The 22498-nt window shown below is 51.1% G+C and carries 19 protein-coding genes; 18 read left to right on the top strand and 1 reads right to left on the bottom strand.

The genetic code is table 11. The annotated features are described in order from the left end of the window. Positions 1-43: 43 nt before the first annotated feature. The 9 genes from DW915_RS04665 (at position 44) to DW915_RS04705 (ending at position 8063) form a co-directional block, all read left to right on the top strand. The gene (locus DW915_RS04665; protein ID WP_118741681.1) at positions 44-1483 is read left to right on the top strand and encodes an ATP-binding protein; all 1440 of its coding nucleotides are present in this window, start codon (positions 44-46) and stop codon (positions 1481-1483) included. 29 nt (positions 1484-1512) lie between these two features. Further along, on the top strand, positions 1513-2250 hold the full coding sequence (gene truA / locus DW915_RS04670; RefSeq protein ID WP_118595191.1) for a tRNA pseudouridine(38-40) synthase TruA: 738 nt from the start codon (positions 1513-1515) through the stop codon (positions 2248-2250). 106 nt (positions 2251-2356) lie between these two features. Further along, a complete protein-coding gene (gene rsxC / locus DW915_RS04675; RefSeq protein ID WP_118741682.1) occupies positions 2357-3685 on the top strand; it encodes an electron transport complex subunit RsxC in 1329 nt (442 codons plus the stop codon). Positions 3686-3698: 13 nt separating this feature from the next. After that, positions 3699-4655 carry an RnfABCDGE type electron transport complex subunit D gene (locus DW915_RS04680; RefSeq protein ID WP_117509260.1) on the top strand — a complete coding sequence of 319 codons (957 nt, stop codon included), beginning with the start codon at positions 3699-3701 and terminating at the stop codon, positions 4653-4655. Beyond that, a complete protein-coding gene (locus tag DW915_RS04685) occupies positions 4652-5290 on the top strand; it encodes an FMN-binding protein (RefSeq protein ID WP_022461370.1) in 639 nt (212 codons plus the stop codon). The genes DW915_RS04680 and DW915_RS04685 overlap by 4 nt, the downstream gene beginning before the upstream one ends. Next, on the top strand, positions 5287-5991 hold the full coding sequence (rsxE, locus tag DW915_RS04690) for an electron transport complex subunit RsxE (protein ID WP_022461369.1): 705 nt from the start codon (positions 5287-5289) through the stop codon (positions 5989-5991). The genes DW915_RS04685 and rsxE overlap by 4 nt, the downstream gene beginning before the upstream one ends. Then, positions 5988-6563 (top strand): electron transport complex subunit RsxA, encoded by a 576-nt coding sequence (gene rsxA, locus DW915_RS04695; protein WP_022461368.1) that lies wholly within the window; start codon positions 5988-5990, stop codon positions 6561-6563. The genes rsxE and rsxA overlap by 4 nt, the downstream gene beginning before the upstream one ends. Before the next feature lie 13 nt (positions 6564-6576). Beyond that, on the top strand, positions 6577-7371 hold the full coding sequence (locus DW915_RS04700) for an RnfABCDGE type electron transport complex subunit B (protein ID WP_118741683.1): 795 nt from the start codon (positions 6577-6579) through the stop codon (positions 7369-7371). 191 nt (positions 7372-7562) lie between these two features. Continuing rightward, on the top strand, positions 7563-8063 hold the full coding sequence (locus DW915_RS04705; protein WP_022461366.1) for a heme-degrading domain-containing protein: 501 nt from the start codon (positions 7563-7565) through the stop codon (positions 8061-8063). A gap of 113 nt (positions 8064-8176) precedes the next feature. On the opposite strand, the gene DW915_RS04710 is transcribed toward DW915_RS04705, so the two are convergent. Beyond that, a complete protein-coding gene (locus DW915_RS04710) occupies positions 8177-9067 on the bottom strand; it encodes an RluA family pseudouridine synthase (RefSeq protein ID WP_118741684.1) in 891 nt (296 codons plus the stop codon). Between the two features lie 257 nt (positions 9068-9324). Here DW915_RS04710 and ftsH point away from each other — a divergent pair, with 257 nt between their 5' ends. From ftsH to DW915_RS04750, 9 genes are all read left to right on the top strand, one after another. Next, positions 9325-11184 carry an ATP-dependent zinc metalloprotease FtsH gene (ftsH, locus tag DW915_RS04715; RefSeq protein WP_055219468.1) on the top strand — a complete coding sequence of 620 codons (1860 nt, stop codon included), beginning with the start codon at positions 9325-9327 and terminating at the stop codon, positions 11182-11184. 305 nt (positions 11185-11489) lie between these two features. Then, complete coding sequence (locus DW915_RS15695; RefSeq protein WP_158581018.1) at positions 11490-13178, top strand: hypothetical protein; 1689 nt, start codon at positions 11490-11492, stop codon at positions 13176-13178. 61 nt (positions 13179-13239) lie between these two features. Next, positions 13240-13632 (top strand): TIGR04086 family membrane protein, encoded by a 393-nt coding sequence (locus DW915_RS15700; RefSeq protein ID WP_158581019.1) that lies wholly within the window; start codon positions 13240-13242, stop codon positions 13630-13632. A gap of 133 nt (positions 13633-13765) precedes the next feature. Then, the gene (gene scfA, locus DW915_RS04725; protein ID WP_022461131.1) at positions 13766-13906 is read left to right on the top strand and encodes a six-cysteine ranthipeptide SCIFF; all 141 of its coding nucleotides are present in this window, start codon (positions 13766-13768) and stop codon (positions 13904-13906) included. Between the two features lie 116 nt (positions 13907-14022). Then, positions 14023-15381, top strand: coding sequence for a thioether cross-link-forming SCIFF peptide maturase (gene scfB, locus DW915_RS04730; protein WP_117509255.1), 1359 nt, complete (start codon positions 14023-14025; stop codon positions 15379-15381). 24 nt (positions 15382-15405) lie between these two features. Further along, entirely contained in the window at positions 15406-17685 is a 2280-nt protein-coding gene (gene secD / locus DW915_RS04735; RefSeq protein WP_118741726.1) for a protein translocase subunit SecD, read from the top strand. 78 nt (positions 17686-17763) lie between these two features. After that, positions 17764-19488 carry a single-stranded-DNA-specific exonuclease RecJ gene (gene recJ, locus DW915_RS04740; protein ID WP_055265313.1) on the top strand — a complete coding sequence of 575 codons (1725 nt, stop codon included), beginning with the start codon at positions 17764-17766 and terminating at the stop codon, positions 19486-19488. A 131-nt stretch (positions 19489-19619) separates the two neighbouring features. Further along, positions 19620-20144, top strand: coding sequence for an adenine phosphoribosyltransferase (locus DW915_RS04745; RefSeq protein ID WP_022461135.1), 525 nt, complete (start codon positions 19620-19622; stop codon positions 20142-20144). 47 nt (positions 20145-20191) lie between these two features. After that, complete coding sequence (locus DW915_RS04750) at positions 20192-22489, top strand: RelA/SpoT family protein (protein ID WP_117801734.1); 2298 nt, start codon at positions 20192-20194, stop codon at positions 22487-22489. The last annotated feature ends 9 nt before the right edge of the window (positions 22490-22498 follow it).

Here is a 22498-nt window from a genome sequence, read left to right on the forward strand (position 1 = left end):
ATTTCGAGAGTACATAAAGAGTGCACAAGATAAGAGAGAACATATGAACATACAAGAAGCAAAAGAGACAATTGAAAAAGCCCTGCGCGCATACTTTGCAAGAGACGAAGCCGGTAATCTGCTGGTTCCCCTCCGGCAGCAGCGTCCCATTCTCCTGATCGGCCCGCCGGGCATCGGAAAAACGGCAATTATGGAGCAGATCGCAGAAGAGTGCGGTGTGGGGCTTGTTGCCTACACGATGACACACCATACGCGTCAGAGTGCCATGGGCCTTCCGGAGATCTGCACACGTGAAATCGAAGGGAAAACGGTACATACAACGGAATACACGATGAGCGAGATCATTGCCTCGATCTATGACTGCATGGAGCAGACCGGAAAGAAGCGGGGTATCCTCTTTCTCGATGAAATTAACTGCGTCTCCGAGACCCTCGCTCCGGTAATGCTGCAGCTTTTGCAGGACAAAAAATTCGGCAATCAGCACATCCCGGATGACTGGCTGATCGTGGCCGCCGGAAATCCGCCGGAATATAATAAATCTGTGCGGGAATTTGATGTGGCAACGCTTGACCGTGTGCGGAAGATCGAGGTGCTTCCCGAGCTTTCCGTCTGGCTCCCCTACGCAGAGAAAAATCAGATCCACAGCGCCGTGACAACGTACCTTATGGCACACAGTGACCATTTTTATTCTGTTTCGCAGGAAGCGGATGAGAAGCGTTTTGTGACAGCACGCGGCTGGGAGGATTTGTCGGCCGTGCTGAAAAGTTATGAAATCCTGCATTTTCCGGTCGACGAAGCACTGATCGGACAATATTTGCAGGAAGAAAAGACGGCGGAGGAATTCAGCTCGTACTACCGGATTTACGAAAAATATGGACAGGATTACGGCGTGGAGGAGATTCTGGCCGGTGCACTTTCCGGAAAAATCATGGCAGAAAAACAGCAGATGGCGGTAAATGGTTCCGCAGAAGAGCGATCTGTACTGTTGTCTCTGCTTCATGCGGCACTTCGGAAAGAGGCATCCGCCTGTCAGAAGCAGGAGCGCACGGCAAAGGAGCTTTCCGAGTGCTTGCGCCAGTTTACCGGACTTTGCAGGCAGAAAAAAGAAGAAACGTATCGTTCCTGGCTGCGGCAGAAAGAGCAGGGATTTGCAGTGTGTAAAAAACAGGGACTGCTGAAAAAGGACGAGGAAGAAACGAATGCGCGGATCTTGAAAAAGTTAAAAAAACTCGAGGAGACCGCTAAAAAATGTCGCAAAAACGATCCGGATCAGATGAAAGAGCTTTTTGAAACGGTATGTGAACTGGAACAGGAAAAAGCGGAGAAGGAAGTAAAAGATGTGAAGCTGCAGATCCGCCGTGCCGCTGAATTTTTACAGAACAGCTTTCCGGGCGGAGCAGAAGTGGTGCTGTTTGAAGCAAATCTGGCGCGAAGTCCTGCGCTGCGGGCTTTTTTGATTGAGAAAAGCATGGATGCCGAATGATAAGCGGCCACTTTGGAAAGGAGAAAAAGATGAATTATAAAATGATCCTGCAGTACGACGGCACGCGCTATAACGGCTGGCAGAAGCAGGGAAATACGGACAACACGATTCAGGGCAAGCTCGAAACGCTGTTGTCCAGGATTGCAGGAGAGCCGGTGGAGATTCACGGCGCGGGCAGAACCGATGCCGGCGTCCATGCGGCGGGACAGGTCGCAAATGCAAAGTTCCATACCGATCTATCCGATGAAGAACTTCTGCAGACAATCAACCATTATCTGCCGGAAGACATCGAAGTCACCAGCCTCGCGCGGATGCCGGAGCGCTTCCACAGCCGTCTGAATGCGGCGGACAAAACATACGAATACCGTATCGTGATCGATGGCAGAAAGCATGTTTTCGAGCGGAAATACGTGTATTTTCCGGAAGCACCGCTCGATGTGGAAAAAATGAAAGAAGCATCGAAAGCGTTTATCGGAACGTATGATTTCAGGAGCTTCTGTGCCAACAAACGTATGAAAAAATCGACGGTGCGGACGATTACCGGAATTGATTTCTGCGAGAAAGACGGGATTCTTACCATTTCCTATACCGGAACCGGTTTCCTGTACCACATGGTGCGGATCCTGACAGGAACGCTTGTGGAGGCCGGGATGGGAAAACGGGATATCGCATCAATGACGGAGCTTCTCAAAGCAAAAAATCGCGAAAGTGCGGGTTTTCTTGCACCGGCATGCGGACTCCTGTTAAAAGAAGTCCGATATGAATAACCGAAATAATCAGGGCAATGCACCAGCCTTTTTTGCATAAAAAACCGAAAAAAGGCTGTGAATTGATAAATGCAGCATAGAAAAGAGAAAGGATGAGGTGAAAAGCATGTTTCAGAAGAAAAGAAATACTTTTCATGGCGGCGTTCACCCGTACGAGGGAAAAGAGCTCTCCAAGGACAAACCGATTGTCAAAGCGCAGCCGGGCAACTTATTGTATTACGCAGTGTCACAGCACATCGGAGCGCCTGCTGTGCCGATCGTACAAAAGGGCGACCATGTAAAAGCGGGACAGAAAATCGCAGAAGCGGGAGGATTTGTTTCGGCTCCTGTTTACGCATCGGTTTCCGGCACGGTAAAAGGAATTGAGAAAAAAGTTTCCGCAGCCGGTTCCCCGGTAGACTGTATCGTTGTGGAGAACGACGGGTTGTATGAAAAAGAAACATTTGAGGAGTGCCCGCACTGGGAAAAACTCGACGCAGATACGATCCGGAACAAGATCAAAGAGGCCGGAATCGTGGGAATGGGAGGTGCAGGCTTCCCGACACACGTCAAAGTATCCCCGAAAGATCCATCAGCGATTGACCACATTCTCGTCAATGGAGCAGAGTGTGAGCCGTATCTGACGAGCGACTACCGCAGAATGCTCGAAGATCCGGAAAAGGTGATCGGAGGCTTAAAAATCATGCTGCATATGTTCCCGAAAGCAAAGGGAATCATCTGCATTGAGGACAACAAACCGGACTGTATCGCGAAGTTCCGTGAGCTGGTGCTTCCGGAGGATAACATTGAGGTTCTGGAGCTTAAAACGAAATACCCGCAGGGTGCCGAGCGTATGCTGATCTATGCAGCAACGGGACGAAAGGTAAATTCTTCCATGCTGCCGGCGGACGCGGGCTGTATCGTGGATAACATTGATACTGTGACCGCTATTTACCAGGCAGTCCGCTTCGGCGAACCGCTGATGAGCCGTATCGTTACCGTGACGGGAGATGCAGTACAGAATCCATGCAACTTTGAAGTGCCGGTCGGCATGCTCTTGTCCGAACTTTTAGAGCAGGCAGGCAGTCTGAAACATGAGGCAGCTAAGATCATCTGCGGAGGCCCGATGATGGGAAAAGCATTGTTTACAATGGATGTTCCTGTTACCAAGACAACATCTGCACTGACCTGCCTTACGGAGGATGAAGTATCTGCGCTGGCACCATCTGCCTGCATCAACTGCGGACGCTGCGTTTCCGTCTGTCCGGGTCAGATTCTTCCGGCCCGCCTTTCCGTTTTTGCGGAGCACGGCGAGAAAGAGAAGTTCCTGAAATACGGCGGAATGGAGTGCTGTGAATGTGGCTGTTGTTCCTTTATCTGCCCGGCAAGACGTCCGCTGACGCAGGAAATCAGCTCGATGCGTAAAGTGCTTCTGGCAAAGAGAAAGAAGAAATAGGGGGATCTTACATATGAATGGATTATTACACGTATCATCTTCCCCACACGCGCGGTCCAAGGTGACGACAGACAAAATCATGTTTGCCGTCCTGCTTGCCCTTGCCCCGGCAGCCTGCGTGGGAGTCTGGAATTTCGGCCTTCGGGCACTGCTTTTGATTGCGATTTCGATGGCAGTCTGTCCCCTGACGGAATATCTGTATGAAAAAGGAATGAAGAAACCGGTGACGATTGCCGACGGCAGTGCACTGGTAACCGGCCTTCTGCTGGCCATGAACATGCCGGTGCAGGCGCCTCTTTGGATGCCGGTGATCGGCGGTGTGTTTGCAATTCTCGTCGTAAAACAGCTTTTCGGCGGTCTTGGACAGAACATTATGAACCCGGCGCTTGCAGGAAGATGCTTCCTTTTGATTTCCTTCCCGGGTCATATGACCAATTTCGCCGCTCCGGCAGCCGCACACCTCGTGGATACCGTATCCGGTGCAACACCGCTTGCCGCAGCAAAAGCAGGAGAGCAGGTGAATCTGCTGTCCATGTTCCTTGGAAATACGGCCGGAACGATCGGTGAGACTTCCGCACTGGCCCTTCTGATTGGCGGAATTTTCCTTGTCTGCATCCATGTGATTGACCTCAACATTCCGCTCATTTACATCGGAACCGAGCTTTTATTCGCCCTGATTTTCGGCGGCCACGGCTTTGACATCAATTTTCTTGGTGCGCATCTCTTCGGCGGCGGTCTGATGCTCGGCGCATGGTTCATGGCAACCGATTACGTTACCCGCCCGATCACAAAGAAGGGACAGTATATCTATGCGGTCATTTTAGGTCTTCTGACCGGCGTATTCCGTATCTTTGGAAATTCGGCAGAGGGCGTTTCCTATGCTATCATCTTTACCAACCTTCTGGTTCCGCTCATTGAGCGTGTGACCGTGCCGGTTGGATTCGGAAGAGGAGGCAAGAAAAAAGCATGAACAAAATTATAAAAAACGCACTGATTCTTGCGGCGATCACGCTGATTGCCGGCCTGCTTCTCGGTGCGGCCCACCAGGTAACCTTAGAGCCGATCCAGAAACAGCAGGAAAAAGAAAAACAGGAATCCTGCCAGAACGTATTCCCGGAGGCAGCTTCCTTTGAAGAAGTAACAATGAGCGATGCAGAACAGGCAGAGCTTACGGCAGCACTGATCGGCCACGGTTTTGAAGCGCAGACGATTGACGAACTGCTGCTTGCAAAAGACGCATCCGGCGCGACGATCGGCCTGGTTGAGATCATCTCCACAACCGAAGGCTATGGCGGCGGCATGCAGTTCTCAATGGGAATTGCATCGGACGGAACGACAAAAGGAATCTCTTTCCTGTCACTTTCCGAGACGGCCGGCCTTGGTATGCGTGCCGACACAGACGATTTCAAGAATCAGTTCAAGGATAAAAACGTAGAAGCATTCTCCTACACAAAATCCGGCGCATCCGCGGATGATGAAATCGATGCGCTGAGCGGAGCAACTCTGACAACGAACGCTGTAACAAACGGTGTCAATGCAGGAATCTGCTGTTTTAACTACTGCAACGAATCCGGTCTGCTTTCCGGAGAGGGAGGGAACTCATGAGAAAAGATACGCCGCTGGAACGGCTTTATAATGGTATCATAAAAGAAAACCCGACCTTCGTCATGATGCTGGGTATGTGTCCGACGCTTGCGGTTACCACTTCTGCAAAGAACGGTATCGGCATGGGCCTTGCGACGATGGTCATCCTGACCGCCTCCAACCTGATGATTTCCCTGCTTCGGAAAATCATCCCGGACGGCGTGCGTATGCCAGCATACATCGTTGTTGTGGCATCGTTTGTAACCATCGTGGAATTTTTGATGGAAGGTTTTATTCCGGCACTCTATTCCGCCCTTGGCATCTACATCCCGCTGATCGTTGTAAACTGTATCATCCTGGGACGCGCCGAGGCATATGCTGGAAAACATGGTCCGATCCCGTCTTTATTTGATGGTATCGGCATGGGCCTTGGATTTACCGTCGGCCTGACCCTGATCGGTATGTTCCGTGAGCTGATCGGAGCCGGAACCCTGTTCGGTATCCAGGTAATGCCGAGTGCTTACGAGCCGGTCAACATCTTCATCATGGCGCCGGGTGCATTCCTTGTGCTGGCAATGCTCGTTGCGGTGCAGAACCGCATCAAACGCCAGAAGTCAGAGAAAACCGGAAAACCGGCAGTCCCGGCAGAAGAGACCGGCTGTATGGCATGCGCCAATAAGGCATACTGCCAGGCTGTGAAAGGAAAGGAGGAAGCGAAATGAAAGAACTGATTTTAATTGCGATCGGTGCGGCGCTGGTGAACAACGTTGTCTTAAGCCAGTTCCTCGGCATCTGTGCTTTCCTCGGTGTTTCCAAAAAGATGGATACGGCGGCCGGCATGGGCGGAGCGGTTATTTTTGTCCTCACGATTTCTTCATTTGTGACAAGTCTGATTTACAAATTTATCCTGGCACCGGCAGAACTTGATTATCTGAAAACGATCGTTTTCATTCTTGTCATCGCGGCGCTGGTACAGCTCGTTGAGATGTTTCTGAAAAAGACGATTCCGTCTCTGTACCGAGCGCTCGGCGTTTACCTTCCGCTGATTACAACAAACTGCGCGGTACTCGGTGTGGCACTCATCAACGTACAGAAGGATTACACGATTCTGCAGGGTACGGTTTACGGTCTGGCAACCGCAATCGGCTTTACGATTGCCATGGTGCTGATGGCCGGCCTGCGGGAAAAGATGGAGTACAACGATATCCCGGAGTCATTCAAAGGAATGCCGATCGTTCTTCTTACGGCTATGCTGATGTCAATGGCATTTATGGGATTTTCCGGAATGATCTAGGAGGGATGAAGAGATGAATGGTATTTTAGCAGCCACCCTGATGGTGGGTGGAACCGGCCTTTTGATTGGTATTCTCCTTGGAATTGCCGGAAAGAAGTTTTATGTGGAAGTGGACGAGCGCGAGACGAAGGTCCGTGAAGCGCTGCCGGGCAACAACTGCGGCGGCTGCGGTTACCCGGGCTGTGACGGAGCGGCGGCTGCAGTGGTAAAGGGTGAAGCCCCGATTTCGGTCTGTCCGGTCGGCGGTTCTCCGGTTGCGGCAGCGATCGGTGCCATTATGGGACAGGAAGCCGGAGCACAGGAGCGCAGAAAAGCAGTGGTACGGTGCGCCGGTACGTGTGACGTGGCAAAGAACAAGTATGAATACACGGGTGCAAGGGACTGCTCCTACGCCGGTTTTGTACCGGGCGGCGGTCCGAAGAGCTGCGGAAACGGATGTCTTGGTTTTGGAAACTGCGTGAAGGCATGTAAGTTTGATGCGATCCATATTGAAAACGGCATTGCCGTTGTGGACGGCGAAGCGTGCAAGGCATGCGGTGCCTGCGTGAAGGCCTGTCCGAGAAATCTGATCGACCTGATTCCGTATGAGCAGAAGATCACGGTGAAATGCCGCTCAACCGAGAAGGGCAAGGCGGTGATGGCAGCGTGTGAGATCGGCTGTATCGGATGTAAGAAGTGCGAGAAGAACTGCCCGTCGGATGCAATTCACGTTGTGGACCAGCGCGCGGAGATCGACCCGGCAAAATGTACAGGCTGCGGCCTCTGCGCGGAGAACTGCCCGCGGAAGTGTATTATGATAGAAAAATAAAAATGAGAAATTCCATGCTGTGGGAGGGAACTTCTGCGGCGTGGAATTTTTGCTTTTCGGTGATATCGTGTTAGCCAATGCCGGGGGTGGCTGGCTTGACTTGAATTTGGGAAAATGATAAACTGAAAGTCAGAAAACGAGGGGTGAAAAGCTAAAAAAATATAAAATGGCAGAAAGGACGGGGCAAAAGTATGACAATGACAATGGATGAACTGATGAAAGTGCTCGATATGCAGGAGGATATTCTGCAGTTTACGCATTTTACAAATGCAGACGCATGGGAACTGGGAACGATGATCCTGATGGAGGCAAGACGGCGCGGAGCACAGGTTGGCATCATGATCCGCAGAAGCAACGGGGAAGTTGTATTCCAGTATTGCGATAACGGCATTACGCCGCATAATGTGGAGCTGATGAGACGGAAGAGCAATTCGGTGCTTCTGACGGAGCGGAGTTCGCTGCAGCTTTACATGGCAGCGACGAATGCGCCGGAGAGCGTAAAACAGATGGTACTGGACCCGAAGGAATACGCAATGCTGGGCGGAGGTTTTCCGATCTGCGTGGAAGAAGTCGGCGTTGTGGCAACCGTAGCAGTGTCCGGCATGGGACAGGTTTCGGATCATGATGTGATTGTGAAATGCATCAGCAAATATTTGCATATCGATGAAGTACCGAGAATCAGAACTGTATGAAAATGATGATTGAAACTAAATTTTGTGTATGATACAATGTCACCGGCAAAAAGACATGACAGTTCCATCAGGGACAACAAAACCCCCGTGAGCGGCAACTCACGGGGGTTGGTTTATGTCAGCAGGTTTTGCATATCTTCCGGCAGTGGTGCGTGGAAGTTTAAGGGTTCTCCGGTGATCGGATGGACGAAGGAGAGCGATGCAGAGTGAAGTGCCTGGCGGGGGAAAGTGCCGGGAGTTTTGTTGTAGAGGGTATCGCCGAGCAGCGGATGGCCGATGTAAGCCATGTGGACGCGGATCTGGTGGGTGCGGCCGGTTTCGAGGTTGAGTTCGAGGTGGGAGAAAACGGAGCAGTGCGCGAGGGTGCGGTAATGGGTTACGGAGCGCTCGCCGGAGGCAAAGTCGACGGTGCGCTGGATGAGGGAGCCGTTGAGGCGGGCGATCGGGGCGTCGATGGTGCCGGATGCAGCGGTTTCGCCGAGGGCGAAGGCCTGATACGTGCGGTGGATTTCGCGGGAGCGCATGGCCTGGGAGAGGACGGCGGCGCTTAAGGCGTGCTTGGCAAGCACGATAAGGCCGGTGGTGTCGCGGTCGAGGCGGTTGATACAGCGGTAGACGAAGGGTTCATCTTTCTGTTCAAAATACCATGCAATGCCGTTTGCCAGTGTATTTTCATAATTTCCAATCGACGGATGAATCGGCGTATCAGCGGGTTTATCCACAACGAGGATGTCGTCATCCTCATACACAACCGAAAACGGAACCGGCCGCGGCAGAATTCCGTCGGAGGGTTCTGTTTCGACAAGGTGCGTTTCGATCACATCCCCGGCGTGCACGGCCTGGCTCGTCCAGGCGCGGACGCCGTTTCGGAAAATGCCGTCCTCTGTGCGTTTTAAGCCCGTAATAATATGGCGCGAATATCCATGCCGGCGGAGAAACCATTCCACAGTCAGATTTTCCCGTTCCTCCTCCGGCGAAACCACATATGTAAACCTGTGTCCCATACACAAAACCTCCGTTTCTATAGCTTTTTTATCGAATGAACCCCGTCATTTCGGGGCAAAATTTCAAAAAGAGACTTTCCCAGTCTTTCGCAAGTATAGCCGAAAACAGATGGAAAAGCAAGAAACTTACCTTTTTATAGCGAAAATATAAAAAAGTATAAAAGTTTCATGAAATGTCAGAATTTGATTGATTTTAGCGAAAGAAAAGTTTATGCTACTAAAAAAGAAAGAAAATCAAGAAACAGGAGGGGATACAGATGAAGCAGGTGCAGAAACCGAAAAAACCCATAATTTTTTATTATGTGATTGCGCTGATCGTCATTCTGCTGTTAAATCTTCTGCTTTTCCCGAGACTTCTCGAGCCCAAAGTAACAGAAGTTGATTACGGAAAATTTTTGCAGATGGTAGATAACAACGAAATCAGCGAAGTCCAGATCCAGTCAAATGAGATTATTTTCAGCGACAAATCAAGCCCGGCGAATTATTATAAGACGGGTGTGATGAATGATTACAAGCTGGTAGACCGTTTATATGAGGCAGGTATTACCGAATTTGGAACGCCGATCATAGAGCAGATGTCGCCGCTCATGGAATTTCTTTTAACATGGGTAATACCGATCGTTGTGATGGTTGCGCTCGGACAGTGGCTGATGAAACGCATGACGAGCAAGATGATGGGCGGCATGGGAAATGCGATGAGCTTTGGAAAGAGCAACGCCAAGGTTTATGTACAGTCCGAAACCGGCATTAAATTTGCAGATGTTGCCGGAGAGGATGAGGCAAAAGAAATTTTACAGGAGATTGTTGACTTCCTGCATAATCCCAAAAAATATGAAGAAATTGGTGCAAAAATGCCGAAAGGAGCACTGCTTGTCGGCCCTCCAGGAACCGGTAAAACGCTGCTTGCAAAGGCAGTAGCCGGAGAGGCAAATGTTCCGTTCTTCTCCATTTCCGGTTCTGAGTTTGTCGAGATGTTCGTCGGCATGGGAGCTGCGAAGGTGCGTGACCTGTTCCAGCAGGCAAATGAGAAAGCACCGTGTATCGTCTTTATCGATGAGATCGATACCGTCGGCAAAAAACGTGACGGCGGCGGATTCTCCGGAAACGACGAGCGTGAGCAGACCCTGAACCAGCTGCTTGCCGAGATGGATGGATTCGATGGAAAGAAAGGCGTTGTCATTCTGGCAGCGACGAACCGTCCGGATTCCCTGGACCCGGCACTTCTTCGTCCGGGCCGTTTCGACCGCCGTGTGCCGGTTGAACTGCCTGACTTAAAAGGCCGTGAGGAAATCCTGAAAGTCCATGCGAAAAACATCCGCGTGGGCGACAATGTCGATTACAATGCGATCGCACGTATGGCATCCGGTGCTTCTGGTGCAGAACTTGCCAATATGATCAACGAGGCAGCACTCCGTGCCGTCCGTGATGGAAGAAAATTCGTCACCCAGGCGGATCTGGAGGAGAGCGTTGAGGTTGTCATCGCCGGATACCAGAAGAAGAATAAGATCATGACCGACAAAGAGAAACTGATCGTTTCCTACCACGAGGTCGGCCATGCACTCGTCGCAGCACTGCAGAGCCATTCCGCTCCGGTTACGAAGATCACCATTATCCCGCGTACGTCCGGCGCCCTCGGCTATACGATGCAGGTGGATGAAGATGAGCACAACCTGATGAGCCGCGAAGAGCTGGAAAACAAGATTGCAACGCTGACCGGCGGCCGTGTGGCAGAGGATCTGGTGTTCCATTCCATCACGACAGGTGCTTCGAACGATATCGAGCAGGCAACGAAGGTGGCAAGATCCATGATCACCCGCTTCGGTATGAACGAGGAATTTGGTATGGTTGCATTTGAGACGGTAACGAACCAGTACCTCGGCGGCGACACTTCCCTGGCATGCTCCGAATCGACAGCAGCACAGATTGATGAGAAGGTTGTTGCAGCAGTCAGAAAACAGTACGACAAAGCAGAGCAGCTCTTAAAAGATAACATGCCGAAACTCCACGAGCTGGCAAAATATCTGTATGAGAAAGAGACGATCACAGGTGATGAGTTTATGGAAATCCTGAATTTATCCCCGGATCAGCTTACGACAACGAGAATGGAAACAAATTAAAAAGCGATAAAAGCAGATGAGAATCCCGCGTTACTGTTCACCCAGCAGTGAAACACTTGCTGTTTCACTGCGTAAGAAAGTGATTCAGGTGTGAGCAGCCCTCCTTTTGCGAAGCAAAACTTTCAATGAGGGCTGCGAATGTTACAGTTCGCAGGGAACCTGTGAACTGTAACGAATCCCGCGTTTCAAGGCGACTTCAGCCTTGCGCGGGATTCTTTCTTGTGCTATAATGCTGTAATGCGAAATTATGACACAAAAAGACAGATTTTTTTAGGATAGACCAAGAGAACATAAGGAGAAACGCAATGAAGAAAAAACAGGCATGGAAAGTGATGGGTGCTGTCCTTGCGGGCACACTGGTATTTTCCGATGCAGTTCCGCTCCATGCCAGCGCATCGGCAGGAACGGAAAAAAGCGCAGTACAGAACGAAACTGTCTCCGGAACGGAGAACGGTACAGAGACAAAGACAAAACGGGCAGCCGTTTATGTGAATCTGAAAACCGGCGATGATACGGCAGACGGTACAACGGCAGAGACAGCAGTAAAAACCGTGGAAAAAGCACAGGAGCTTCTTGCAGTTGCAGCGGCAGAACTGCAGGCGGACGGGAAAACAACCGAAAAAAACACTGCTGCAGATACCAGCAAAACGGCAGCGGAGGAAGCAGCAGAAAAATATCTGGTATTCGTCGGCATGGATGAAAAAGAGCTGGAAACGTATCGAAAGAAACAGCAGAAAACAGACTTCTGGGGAAGAGTAACAGATACCGTTTTTGCGGCAGATGAAATCGTGGTGACAGAAGCCGGATATGAGGCTGTTCTGGCAGCAGAAAAAGCAAAAGAAACGGTTTCGGAAACACCAACGCTTGCGCCAGGCGAGTCTCCGGCACCGGATGCGGCAGAAGATACCGTAACACCAACTCCGGGTCCGACGGAAACGCCGGATGCAGAGCCGACCGCAGAACCAACGGTGATCCCGGACGCAGAACCGACGGAAACGCCGGACGCAGAGCCGACCGTAACGCCGGCGGAGGAACCAACGGCAACTCCGACACCGGATGCGGACAACGGAGAAGATACAGGGGATACACCAACGGCAGCTCCGACACCGGATGCGGAACCGACCGTAACGCCGGAAGTAACTCCGACGACAGCACCGGGCGAGAATACCGATGACAGTGAAAATCCGGAGAATCCGGAAACTCCGGCAGAAGATCCAACCGTGACACCTGCCCCGGATGATACAGCAAAAGACGATCCTGCAGCAGATGATACAAACCAGGATAACCAGAACGGAACGGGAAATGATGCATCATCGGACCAGTGGAAACAGGATGAAAATCTGGATGATCTTGTAAAAGATGAAATTCAGAAAGAAAACGAAACCGTAAAAAATTTCGATGAAATTTCCAATCCATCCGGTACGGACAGCACAGAAGAAGGCTATCTGGTCTCCGATGTCTCTCTTTTGATCCAGCCGATGGCAGTAAGTCTGTCCAGAAGCCTTGTATCAGAGGAGCAGACGGAAACAGCAGAAGCTGAGACGGCGGACGAAGGCGAGCATGAACTGCTTGCAGCTGCAGAGCAGAAATCCAACCTGAGTGCCGGTGAAATGACAGCAAGTGCAGCCGATGACGTAAGTACGCTGCGTGCCGCAGGAACGATCCTTGTAGGACCGGACAACTACGGAACGAATAAGACATCTACTCCGGCTCCGACAGCCACACCGTCGAAGAGCAGCAGTAACAACAGCTCTTCCAATTCCAATACCGGAAGCACAAAGATTCCGCAGAAGAAGACACAGACCACTGCAAGCATCCGCAGCATCCCGGTCAACACCGGCGATGAGACGATGGTGCTTCCGCTGGCGATCAGCTCCGCACTTTCTGCAGCCGTTATGTTCTGCATGGCATTCCTTCAGATGCAGGCGAAACGCGCAAAGAGCATGGCCGCATGGCTGGAATTCAAAAAGAATCATCCGTTTGACGAAGAATAAAGAAACAGGCATATCCGAAAAAGCCATTCCATACATTTACAGTATGGGAGGGCTTTTTCTTATGGAAGAAAAGAAAACATGGGCGGTGAGTGCGGGCAGCGGGATCGGCTGGCTGAAGGCTCTTCTCGTTTCCTATCTGATCTCGGTGCTTCTTCTTTTGCTGCTGTCTTTCCTGCTCTGGAAATTTTCCTGGAAGGAAAGCTGGGTGCAGGCGGGCATTGTGGTGATCTATCTGGCATCAAGCTTTTCCGGCGGAAGAATGGCAGGAAACATGGCGGGAAAACGGCGGTTTCTCTGGGGCATCTGCTTTGGAATCGTGTATTTTGCCATTCTGATCATCGTCTCCGCAGTCTTCCTGCCGGGCGGATTTGCCGGAGCCGGAAGACTTCTGTGGGCGGCAGCAGTCTGTGCCGTCGGCGGAATGGCAGGCGGAATGACGGCACACGGCAGATAAAAGCGGACAAAACAGAACATTTTTTCAAAAAACAGACTTTTAAATTTGAAAAACCTATGCTATAATGGGAAGAGCTAATGGCCGAAGACTATAAAAAAGTCGCGCGTCAACTACAATGAAGGAGGAATGTGCCATGAAACACATCAAAACTTTAAATACAAAAAGCTTACAGAACACTGTAAAAAAAGGTGGATGCGGTGAGTGCCAGACATCCTGCCAGTCCGCATGTAAGACTTCTTGCACCGTAGGCAACCAGAGCTGCGAGCATAAGTAAAAGTAATCCATAAGGACGAGTAAAAGGTGTTCCCAGAACCGGTTTCGCCGGATTTGGGAACATTCTTTTTGCCAGGCACATCAAAAAAAGAGAGAGTTATAGAAAGGAATACCACAGTGATACATTTATATAAAAGCAATGGCTTCAACATGGTGCTGGACGTCAACAGCGGCTCCGTCCATGTTGTGGATGACTGCGTATACGATGTCCTTTCCTGCATGAACGAAGGAAAAAATGCAGAAGAGGCAGCAGAGGCGCTTAGCAGTAAATATGCCGAGCAGGACATCACCGAAGCCAGAGAAGAAATTCAGGAACTTACAGACAACGGCATGCTCTTTACAAAAGACATCTACGAAAACGCAATTGATCAGTTTTCCAACCGTCCGACCGTCGTAAAAGCACTCTGCCTCCACATTGCACACGACTGCAACCTTGCCTGTCGTTACTGCTTCGCAGAAGAGGGCGAGTATCACGGAAGACGTGCACTGATGTCCCTGGAAGTCGGCAAAAAAGCGCTTGATTTCCTGATCGCGAACTCCGGCAGCAGAAGAAACCTCGAGGTAGATTTCTTCGGCGGTGAACCGCTGATGAACTGGGATGTTGTAAAACAGCTCGTAGCCTACGGAAGAGAACAGGAGAAGTTACATAACAAGAACTTCCGTTTCACACTGACCACCAACGGTGTTCTCTTAAACGACGAGGTCATGGAGTTCTGCAATAAAGAGATGGGCAACGTCGTGTTAAGTATCGACGGAAGAAAAGAAGTTCACGATCACATGCGTCCGTTCCGCAAAGGTGCCGGAAGCTACGATCTGATCGTGCCGAAATTCCAGAAATTCGCTGAGCTTCGTCATCAGGATAAATACTATGTGCGCGGAACTTTCACGCATTACAACACAGACTTTGCAGCTGATGTTCTCCATCTGGCAGACCTCGGCTTCAAGCAGATCTCGGTTGAGCCTGTTGTAGCGCCTCCGACCGAGGACTATGCGATCCGTGAGGAAGACCTTCCGGTGATCTTCGAACAGTACGACATTCTGGCAAGAGAGATGATCAAGAGGGAAAAAGAGGGAAGAGGCTTCAATTTCTTCCACTTTATGATCGATCTGACCGGCGGACCATGTGTTTATAAACGTCTTTCCGGCTGCGGTTCCGGAACCGAGTACCTTGCGGTAACACCGTGGGGCGATTTCTATCCGTGCCACCAGTTCGTAGGACAGGAAGATTTCTGCCTCGGAAATGTTTACGAAGGCGTGAAAAAGACAGAAACTGTCAACGAATTCAAAAAATGCAACGTTTATTCCAAGAAGGAGTGCAGCCAGTGCTTTGCACGGTTCTACTGCAGCGGCGGATGCGCGGCAAACTCCTACAATTTCACAGGTAAGATCAACGATGTTTACGAGATCGGATGCAAGATGCAGCAGAAACGGATCGAGTGTGCATTGATGATAAAGGCAGCTCTGGCCGAAGATTAAAGAAAAGAGGAAAATCGCGACATGATGAAGAAGAAACAGAGTATCATCGCACTCGTCCTGGCAGCCATTGTAACAGTGCTTCTTGGATGGACGATGATCAAAGGATGGGGTCCTACCGGAACCGGTTCGATGAAGAACATCAACCTGGGTCTGGATCTGTCCGGCGGTGTCAGCATTACCTATCAGGCCGTAAAGGACAACCCGACAGACGAAGAAATGTCAGATACCCGCTACAAGCTGGAACAGCGTGCGCAGCAGTACAGCGAAGAGGCACAGGTATATCTGCAGGGCGACAACCGTATCACCATTGAAATCCCGGGTGCAACCGATGCAACCACCATTCTGGAAGAGATGGGTAAACCGGGAAGCCTGTATTTCATCAAACAGACCAACGATGACGGAACAGAAAACTACACCTACGACAGCTCGACCGGCGAGTACGTTCTGAACGGAAAAACTATCGAAGAGCTCGAGGAGGACGGCTCCGTCGTTCTGACCGGTAAAGATGTGGAGAGCGCAGAAGCCATGCATCAGCAGAACTCCACCACAAAAGCAACCGAGAGCGTCGTTCAGCTGAAAATGACCGACGAAGGAAAACAGAAATTTGCAGACGCAACCCAGGAAGCCTACAGCGCAGGAAAGAGCATCGGTATCTACTATGATGAGAAATTCGTCAGTGTACCGAGTGTAAACGCTGTGATTTCCGATGGTACTGCAGTCATCTCCGGCGGAAACATGGACTGGGATGAAGCAACCAGCCTGGCATCCACCCTCCGTATCGGTTCCCTTTCCCTGAAACTTGAGGAGATCAACTCCAGCGTCGTTGGAGCACAGCTTGGATCTGCAGCTGTTTCCACCAGCGTGAAAGCAGGAGCGATCGGCATTATCCTGATCATCATTTTCCTTGCAGTTGTATACCGCCTGCCTGGTATTGCAGCCGGATGGGCACTGCTCATTTACGTTGAGCTGAACCTGATTTCTTTAAATGCATTTGACCTGACCCTGACTCTGCCTGGTATCGCCGGTGTTATCCTGTCGATCGGTATGGCAGTCGATGCGAACGTTATCATCTACGCCCGTATCGAGGAGGAGATCGGTGCCGGAAAGACAGTTCATGCAGCAATCCGCGACGGATTCAAGAAGGCAACTTCCGCCATCCTGGACGGAAACGTAACGACTCTGATTGCAGCAGCCGTTCTGTATGCACTCGCAAGCGGAAGTGTCCGCGGATTCGCCATGACACTTGCTCTTGGTATTGTTCTTTCCATGTTCAGCGCCATGGTTGTTTCCAGACTGCTGGTCAACAGCCTGTACGGTATGGGACTGAAGGATGCGAAATACTACGGAACCAAGAAAGAACGCAAGGGATTTCCATTTGTGGAAAAGAGAAAGATCTTCTTCACGATCTCCTGCATTCTGCTGCTTGCCGTTCCGGCCAGCATGATTTTCATGCATCAGACAAAGGGAAGCGCACTGAACTTCGGCCTTGACTTCAAGGGCGGTACTTCCATCAACGTTCCGTTCAACGAGGATTACTCCATCGAAGAGCTGGACAAAGAGGTAGAGCCGGTTGTGGAAGGCGTGACAAAAGATTCCAATATTCAGATGACAAAGGTTGTCGGAGGCAACAATGTCATCATCAAAACACGTTCTCTGACTCTGGAAGAGCGTGAGCAGGTTTACCAGGCAATGGCAGACAATTTCGGTGTCGATACTTCTGAAATCACTTTCGACAACATTTCTTCTACTGTAAGTAAAGAGATGAGCCAGAATGCGATGAAAGCAGTTATCATCGCTGTAGTCTGCATGCTGCTGTACATCTGGATCCGTTTCCGCGACATCCGTTTCGCATCGAGTGCCATCCTTGCACTGATGCACGATATCGCCATTGTATTCGGATTCTATGTGGTATCCCGTATTTCGGTCGGCAGCACCTTTATCGCGTGTATGCTGACGATCCTCGGCTATTCCATCAACAGTACGATCGTCATCTTCGACCGTATCCGTGAGAATCTGCCGGAGTTAAAGAGAGAGCCGATTGAGTCCCTGGTTGACCGCTGCATCACGGACACCCTGACCCGAAGCATTTACAGTTCCCTCACCACCTTTATCACCATCTTTGTTCTGTTCGTGATGGGAGTTTCTTCCATCCGCGACTTTGCAGCACCTCTGATGGTTGGTATCGTATGCGGAGCTTACACTTCTGTCTGCATCACAGGTGCCCTGTGGTATGTGATGAAGCACGTTGGAAAAAACAAATATGTGCCGTCCAAAGCAGTACAGAATAAGACAAAAAATAAATAAAAGCAGCAAAACCATAAAAAGAGAAACGCCGGACCGGAAAAGTCCGGCGTTTCCTGCTAACAGGAAAGAGGAGAACATATGAAGAAAGAACGCTGGGTAGTTTCGGCAAAACGCGCCGATTTCCAGGCAATTGCGGACCGGTTCGGCATCGATCCCGTCATCGCCCGCCTGATCCGGAACCGGGATGTGACCGGGGAGAAAGAGATCGAAGAGTATCTCTTCGGTGATCTGGAGCAGCTCCATGATCCGCTGCTGATGAAGGATATGGAGCGCGCGGCAGATCTGATCGCAGAAAAAATCCGGGAGAAAAAGCCGATCCGCATCATCGGGGACTACGACATCGACGGTGTTACGGCAACGTATATTCTGCTGACCGGATTAAAAGATCTCGGTGCCGATGTGGATGTGCGTATCCCGGACCGGATTGCAGACGGATACGGCTTAAATGAGCATCTTGTGCAGTTTGCCGCGGATGAGGGGCGGGACACGATCGTCACCTGTGACAACGGCATCGCGGCGGGCAGTCAGATCCGTCTGGCAAAAGAGCTTGGCATGACGGTTGTTGTGACGGACCACCACGAGGTTCCGTTTGAGGAGGATGAAAACGGAGAACGCCGCTACATCCTGCCGCCGGCGGACGCGGTTGTCAATCCGAAACAGAAAGACTGTTCCTATCCGTTTCCGGGCCTCTGCGGTGCGGCCGTCGCATGGAAACTGATCCAGACGATGGAGGCAAAAGCAGGTATTCCAAAGGAGCACAGCTTCCGCTTTCTGGAATTTGTCGCCATTGCGACGATCGGTGATGTGATGGATCTGCAGGGAGAAAACCGGATTTTTGTAAAAGCCGGCCTTCGGGCGCTCCATAAAACGCAGAACCTCGGCCTGCAGGAGCTGATCCGTGTGCAGGGCATCGAGGCGGAAAACGTGACACCGTATCACATCGGCTTCGTTCTCGGCCCGTGCATCAACGCATCGGGACGGCTTGACACGGCGGAGCATTCGTTAAAACTGCTCTGCGCAAAGACACGTGAGGAGGCCGCAAAGCTTGCCGGGGACTTGAAAGACCTGAATGAAAGCCGCAAAGAGCTGACGCGCCAGGGTGAGGCGAAAGCAATCGAGCTCGTGGAAACCTCCCCGCTGCAGAACGACAAAGTCCTCGTCGTCTATCTGCCGGACTGCCACGAGAGCCTTGCCGGAATCATCGCAGGTCGCCTGCGGGAGCACTTCCACAAACCATCCTTCGTACTCACCAGAAGTGAGGAGGGCGTCAAGGGCTCCGGCCGCTCGATCGAAGCGTATTCGATGTATGAGGAGCTCTGCAAATGCAAAGAACTGATGACGAAATTCGGCGGCCACCCGATGGCTGCGGGCCTTTCCCTCGCAGGAGAGGAGATGATCGAACCGTTCCGCCGGGCACTGAACGATAATTCCACGCTGACGGAAGAGGATTTCGTCGAAAAAGTCGTGATCGATGTGCCGATGCCGATCACCTACATCACCAAAAATCTGATCCGCCAGTTAAGTCTCTTGGAGCCGTTCGGAAAAGGCAACACGAAACCGCTGTTCGCACAGAAAGGACTGACTGTATTAAATTACCGCATTTTTGGAAAGAATAGAAACGTGGTGAAAGTACAGCTTGCCGATGCGGGCGGATACCAGATGGATGGTGTCTATTTCGGCGAGGGAGAAGCGTTCGCCGCATACGTGGATGCACATCCGGCCCTCTCGGTAGCGTACTATCCGTCGATCGATACGTGGAACGGACGCGACAAATTACAGATCAATATCCAGAGTTATTTTTAAAGATGCAGAAAAGCCGCAAATACCTGATTTTTCTGCCCTGTTTTCTATCGGAAACGAAATTGACGCAGAAGAATATTGATGCTATACTGTAAGGTGAATTGTCAAACCTTGACGAAACGGAGGAATATTTTATGAAAAAAGTAGAGGATTACGTAAGAAGTATTCCGGATTTCCCGGAACCGGGTATTATTTTCAGAGATGTAACGAGTATCCTGCAGGACGCAGACGGACTGCAGCTTGCCATAGATGAGATGCAGCATTTTGTAGAAGAAGTAGACTGTGATGTAATCTGCGGAACCGAGTCCCGCGGCTTCATTTTCGGTATGCCGATTGCTTACAATCTGCACAAACCGTTCGTGCCGATCCGTAAAAAAGGAAAACTTCCTCTGGAGACCGTCGAGGAGAGCTATGACCTGGAGTACGGCAGCGCAACGATCGAGATGCACAAAGACTCCATCAAACCGGGCCAGAAGGTAGTCATCATCGACGACCTGATTGCAACCGGCGGTACCGTGGAAGCCTGTGCAAAAATGATCGAGCGCCTCGGCGGCGAAGTAACCAGAATCGTGTTCCTGATGGAGCTTGCCGGCTTAAAAGGACGCGAAAAACTGGCAAAATATGATGTAAAATCTGTCATCCGTTACGATGGCAAATAACGTATCCAACGAAACGCAGGGGTTAATCATGAGAGCGGAGGATACATATGGAAGAAGAGAAAAGAATCAGTGAAGAAGAATTAAAGAAGGATGTGGCGGCGGCAGAAGCCAGAATCCGCAAGACGGACGATTTTACAAGTCCGGAGGAATTATACGGGGAATTGATCGCTTCTGTGAAAAAATATCATCCATCGGACGATATTTCCCTGATCGAAAAAGCATACCGCGTGGCAGCGGATGCACATAAGGACCAGAAAAGAAAGAGCGGGGAACCGTACATCATCCATCCGCTCTGTGTGGCAATTATCCTGGCAGATCTGGAGCTCGACAAGGAGTCGATCGCGGCAGGCCTTCTGCACGACGTTGTCGAAGATACCGTCATGACCGAAGAAGAGCTGACCGAGGAGTTCGGCCCGGAGGTGTCCCTGATTGTAAGCGGTGTCACGAAGCTGGCACAGCTGAAATATTCTGCGGATAAGGTCGAGGAGCAGGCAGAAAACCTGAGAAAGATGTTCCTTGCGATGGCAAAGGATATCCGCGTTATTCTGGTAAAACTGGCGGACCGTCTGCACAACATGCGGACCGCACAGTACTGGTCGCCGGAGACGCAGAAGAAAAAAGCGCGTGAGACGATGGATATCTATGCCCCGATCGCACAGCGCCTCGGTATTTCCAAGATCAAGGTCGAACTCGATGACCTTTCTCTGAAATATCTGGAGCCGGATGCGTACTATGAACTGGTGCAGAAGGTCAGCATGAAGCGGGAGCAGCGGCAGGAGTTTGTCGATGCGATCGTAAAAGAGGTGACCCGTCATATCCACCAGGCCGGCATTGAGGCAGATGTCAACGGACGAATCAAGCACTTTTTCAGCATCTACAAAAAGATGGTCAACCAGCACAAGACGCTGGATCAGATCTATGACCTCTTTGCGGTCCGCATCATCGTGGAATCCGTCAAAGACTGCTATGCAGCGCTCGGTGTCATCCATGAAATGTACACGCCGATCCCGGGCCGTTTCAAAGATTACATTGCGATGCCGAAGCCAAACCGTTACCAGTCCCTGCATACAACCCTGATCGGACCGAACGGACAGCCGTTTGAGATTCAGATCCGTACTTATGAGATGCACCGGATTGCAGAATACGGTATCGCTGCACACTGGAAATACAAAGAGGCCTCCGACGGCAAGAAACCGGGACCGGAGCAGGAAGAGGAAAAACTGACCTGGCTGCGCCAGATTCTGGAGTGGCAGCAGGACATGGCGGACAACCATGAGTTCATGAACCTCTTAAAGAGCGATCTCGACCTGTTTGCCGACAATGTTTACTGTTTCAGCCCGGCGGGCGATGTCAAAACGCTTCCGGTCGGCTCCTGTGCCATCGACTTTGCTTACTCCGTCCACAGTGCGGTCGGCAACAAGATGGTCGGAGCGAGGGTCAACGGAAAACTCGTGCCGATCGAGACGGAACTTCACAACGGAGACCGCGTCGAGATCATCACCTCGCAGAACTCCAAGGGACCGAGCCGCGACTGGCTGAAAATTGCGAAGAGTTCCCAGGCAAAGAGCCGCATCAACCAGTGGTTCCGCCAGCAGAACAAGACGGACAACATCGTCAAAGGCAAGGAAATGCTCACCAACTATGCAAAGCTGAAGGGCAAAAACCTTGGAATCTATACGAAACCGATGTACGAAGAGGCTGTCATGAGAAAGTACGGCTTCCGCGACTGGGATTCCGTTCTTGCGGCCATCGGCCACGGCGGCTTAAAAGAGGGCCAGGTCCTCAACAAGCTGATTGAGACGTACGAAAAGCAGCATAAAAAAGAGATCACCGACGAGCAGGTGCTCGAGGCGGCATCCGGAGAGAAAGTTCTGCCGGTTGGAAAGAGCAAGGGCGGCATCGTCGTGCGCGGTATCCACGATGTGGCAGTTCGCTTCTCAAAATGCTGCAATCCGATCCCGGGCGATGAGATCGTGGGCTTTGTCACAAGAGGACGCGGCGTGACCATTCACCGCACCGACTGTGTCAATGTCCTGAATCTGCCGGAATCTGAGCGGGTGCGCCTCATTGATGCTGAATGGCAGGCAGAGGACAACGGCGGCTCTCTCTATACCGTGGAGATCAGCGTTTACGCAAACAACCGTACCGGTCTTCTGGTGGATATCTCCAAGATCTTTACCGAGCGGAAGATCGACCTTGCGGCGATGAACGTGAGAACGAGCAAGCAGGGAACGGCTTCCATCGATGTGACGTTCGACGTGCACAACAACGAAGAGCTGAACAGCATCATCGAGAAGGTGCGCCAGGTGGAGAGCGTGATTGATATTCAGAGATCGAGAGGATAAAAAGGAGAA

This window comes from Blautia sp. AM42-2 (assembly GCF_003480245.1).
In the GTDB taxonomy this organism is placed as follows: domain Bacteria; phylum Bacillota; class Clostridia; order Lachnospirales; family Lachnospiraceae; genus Fusicatenibacter; species Fusicatenibacter saccharivorans.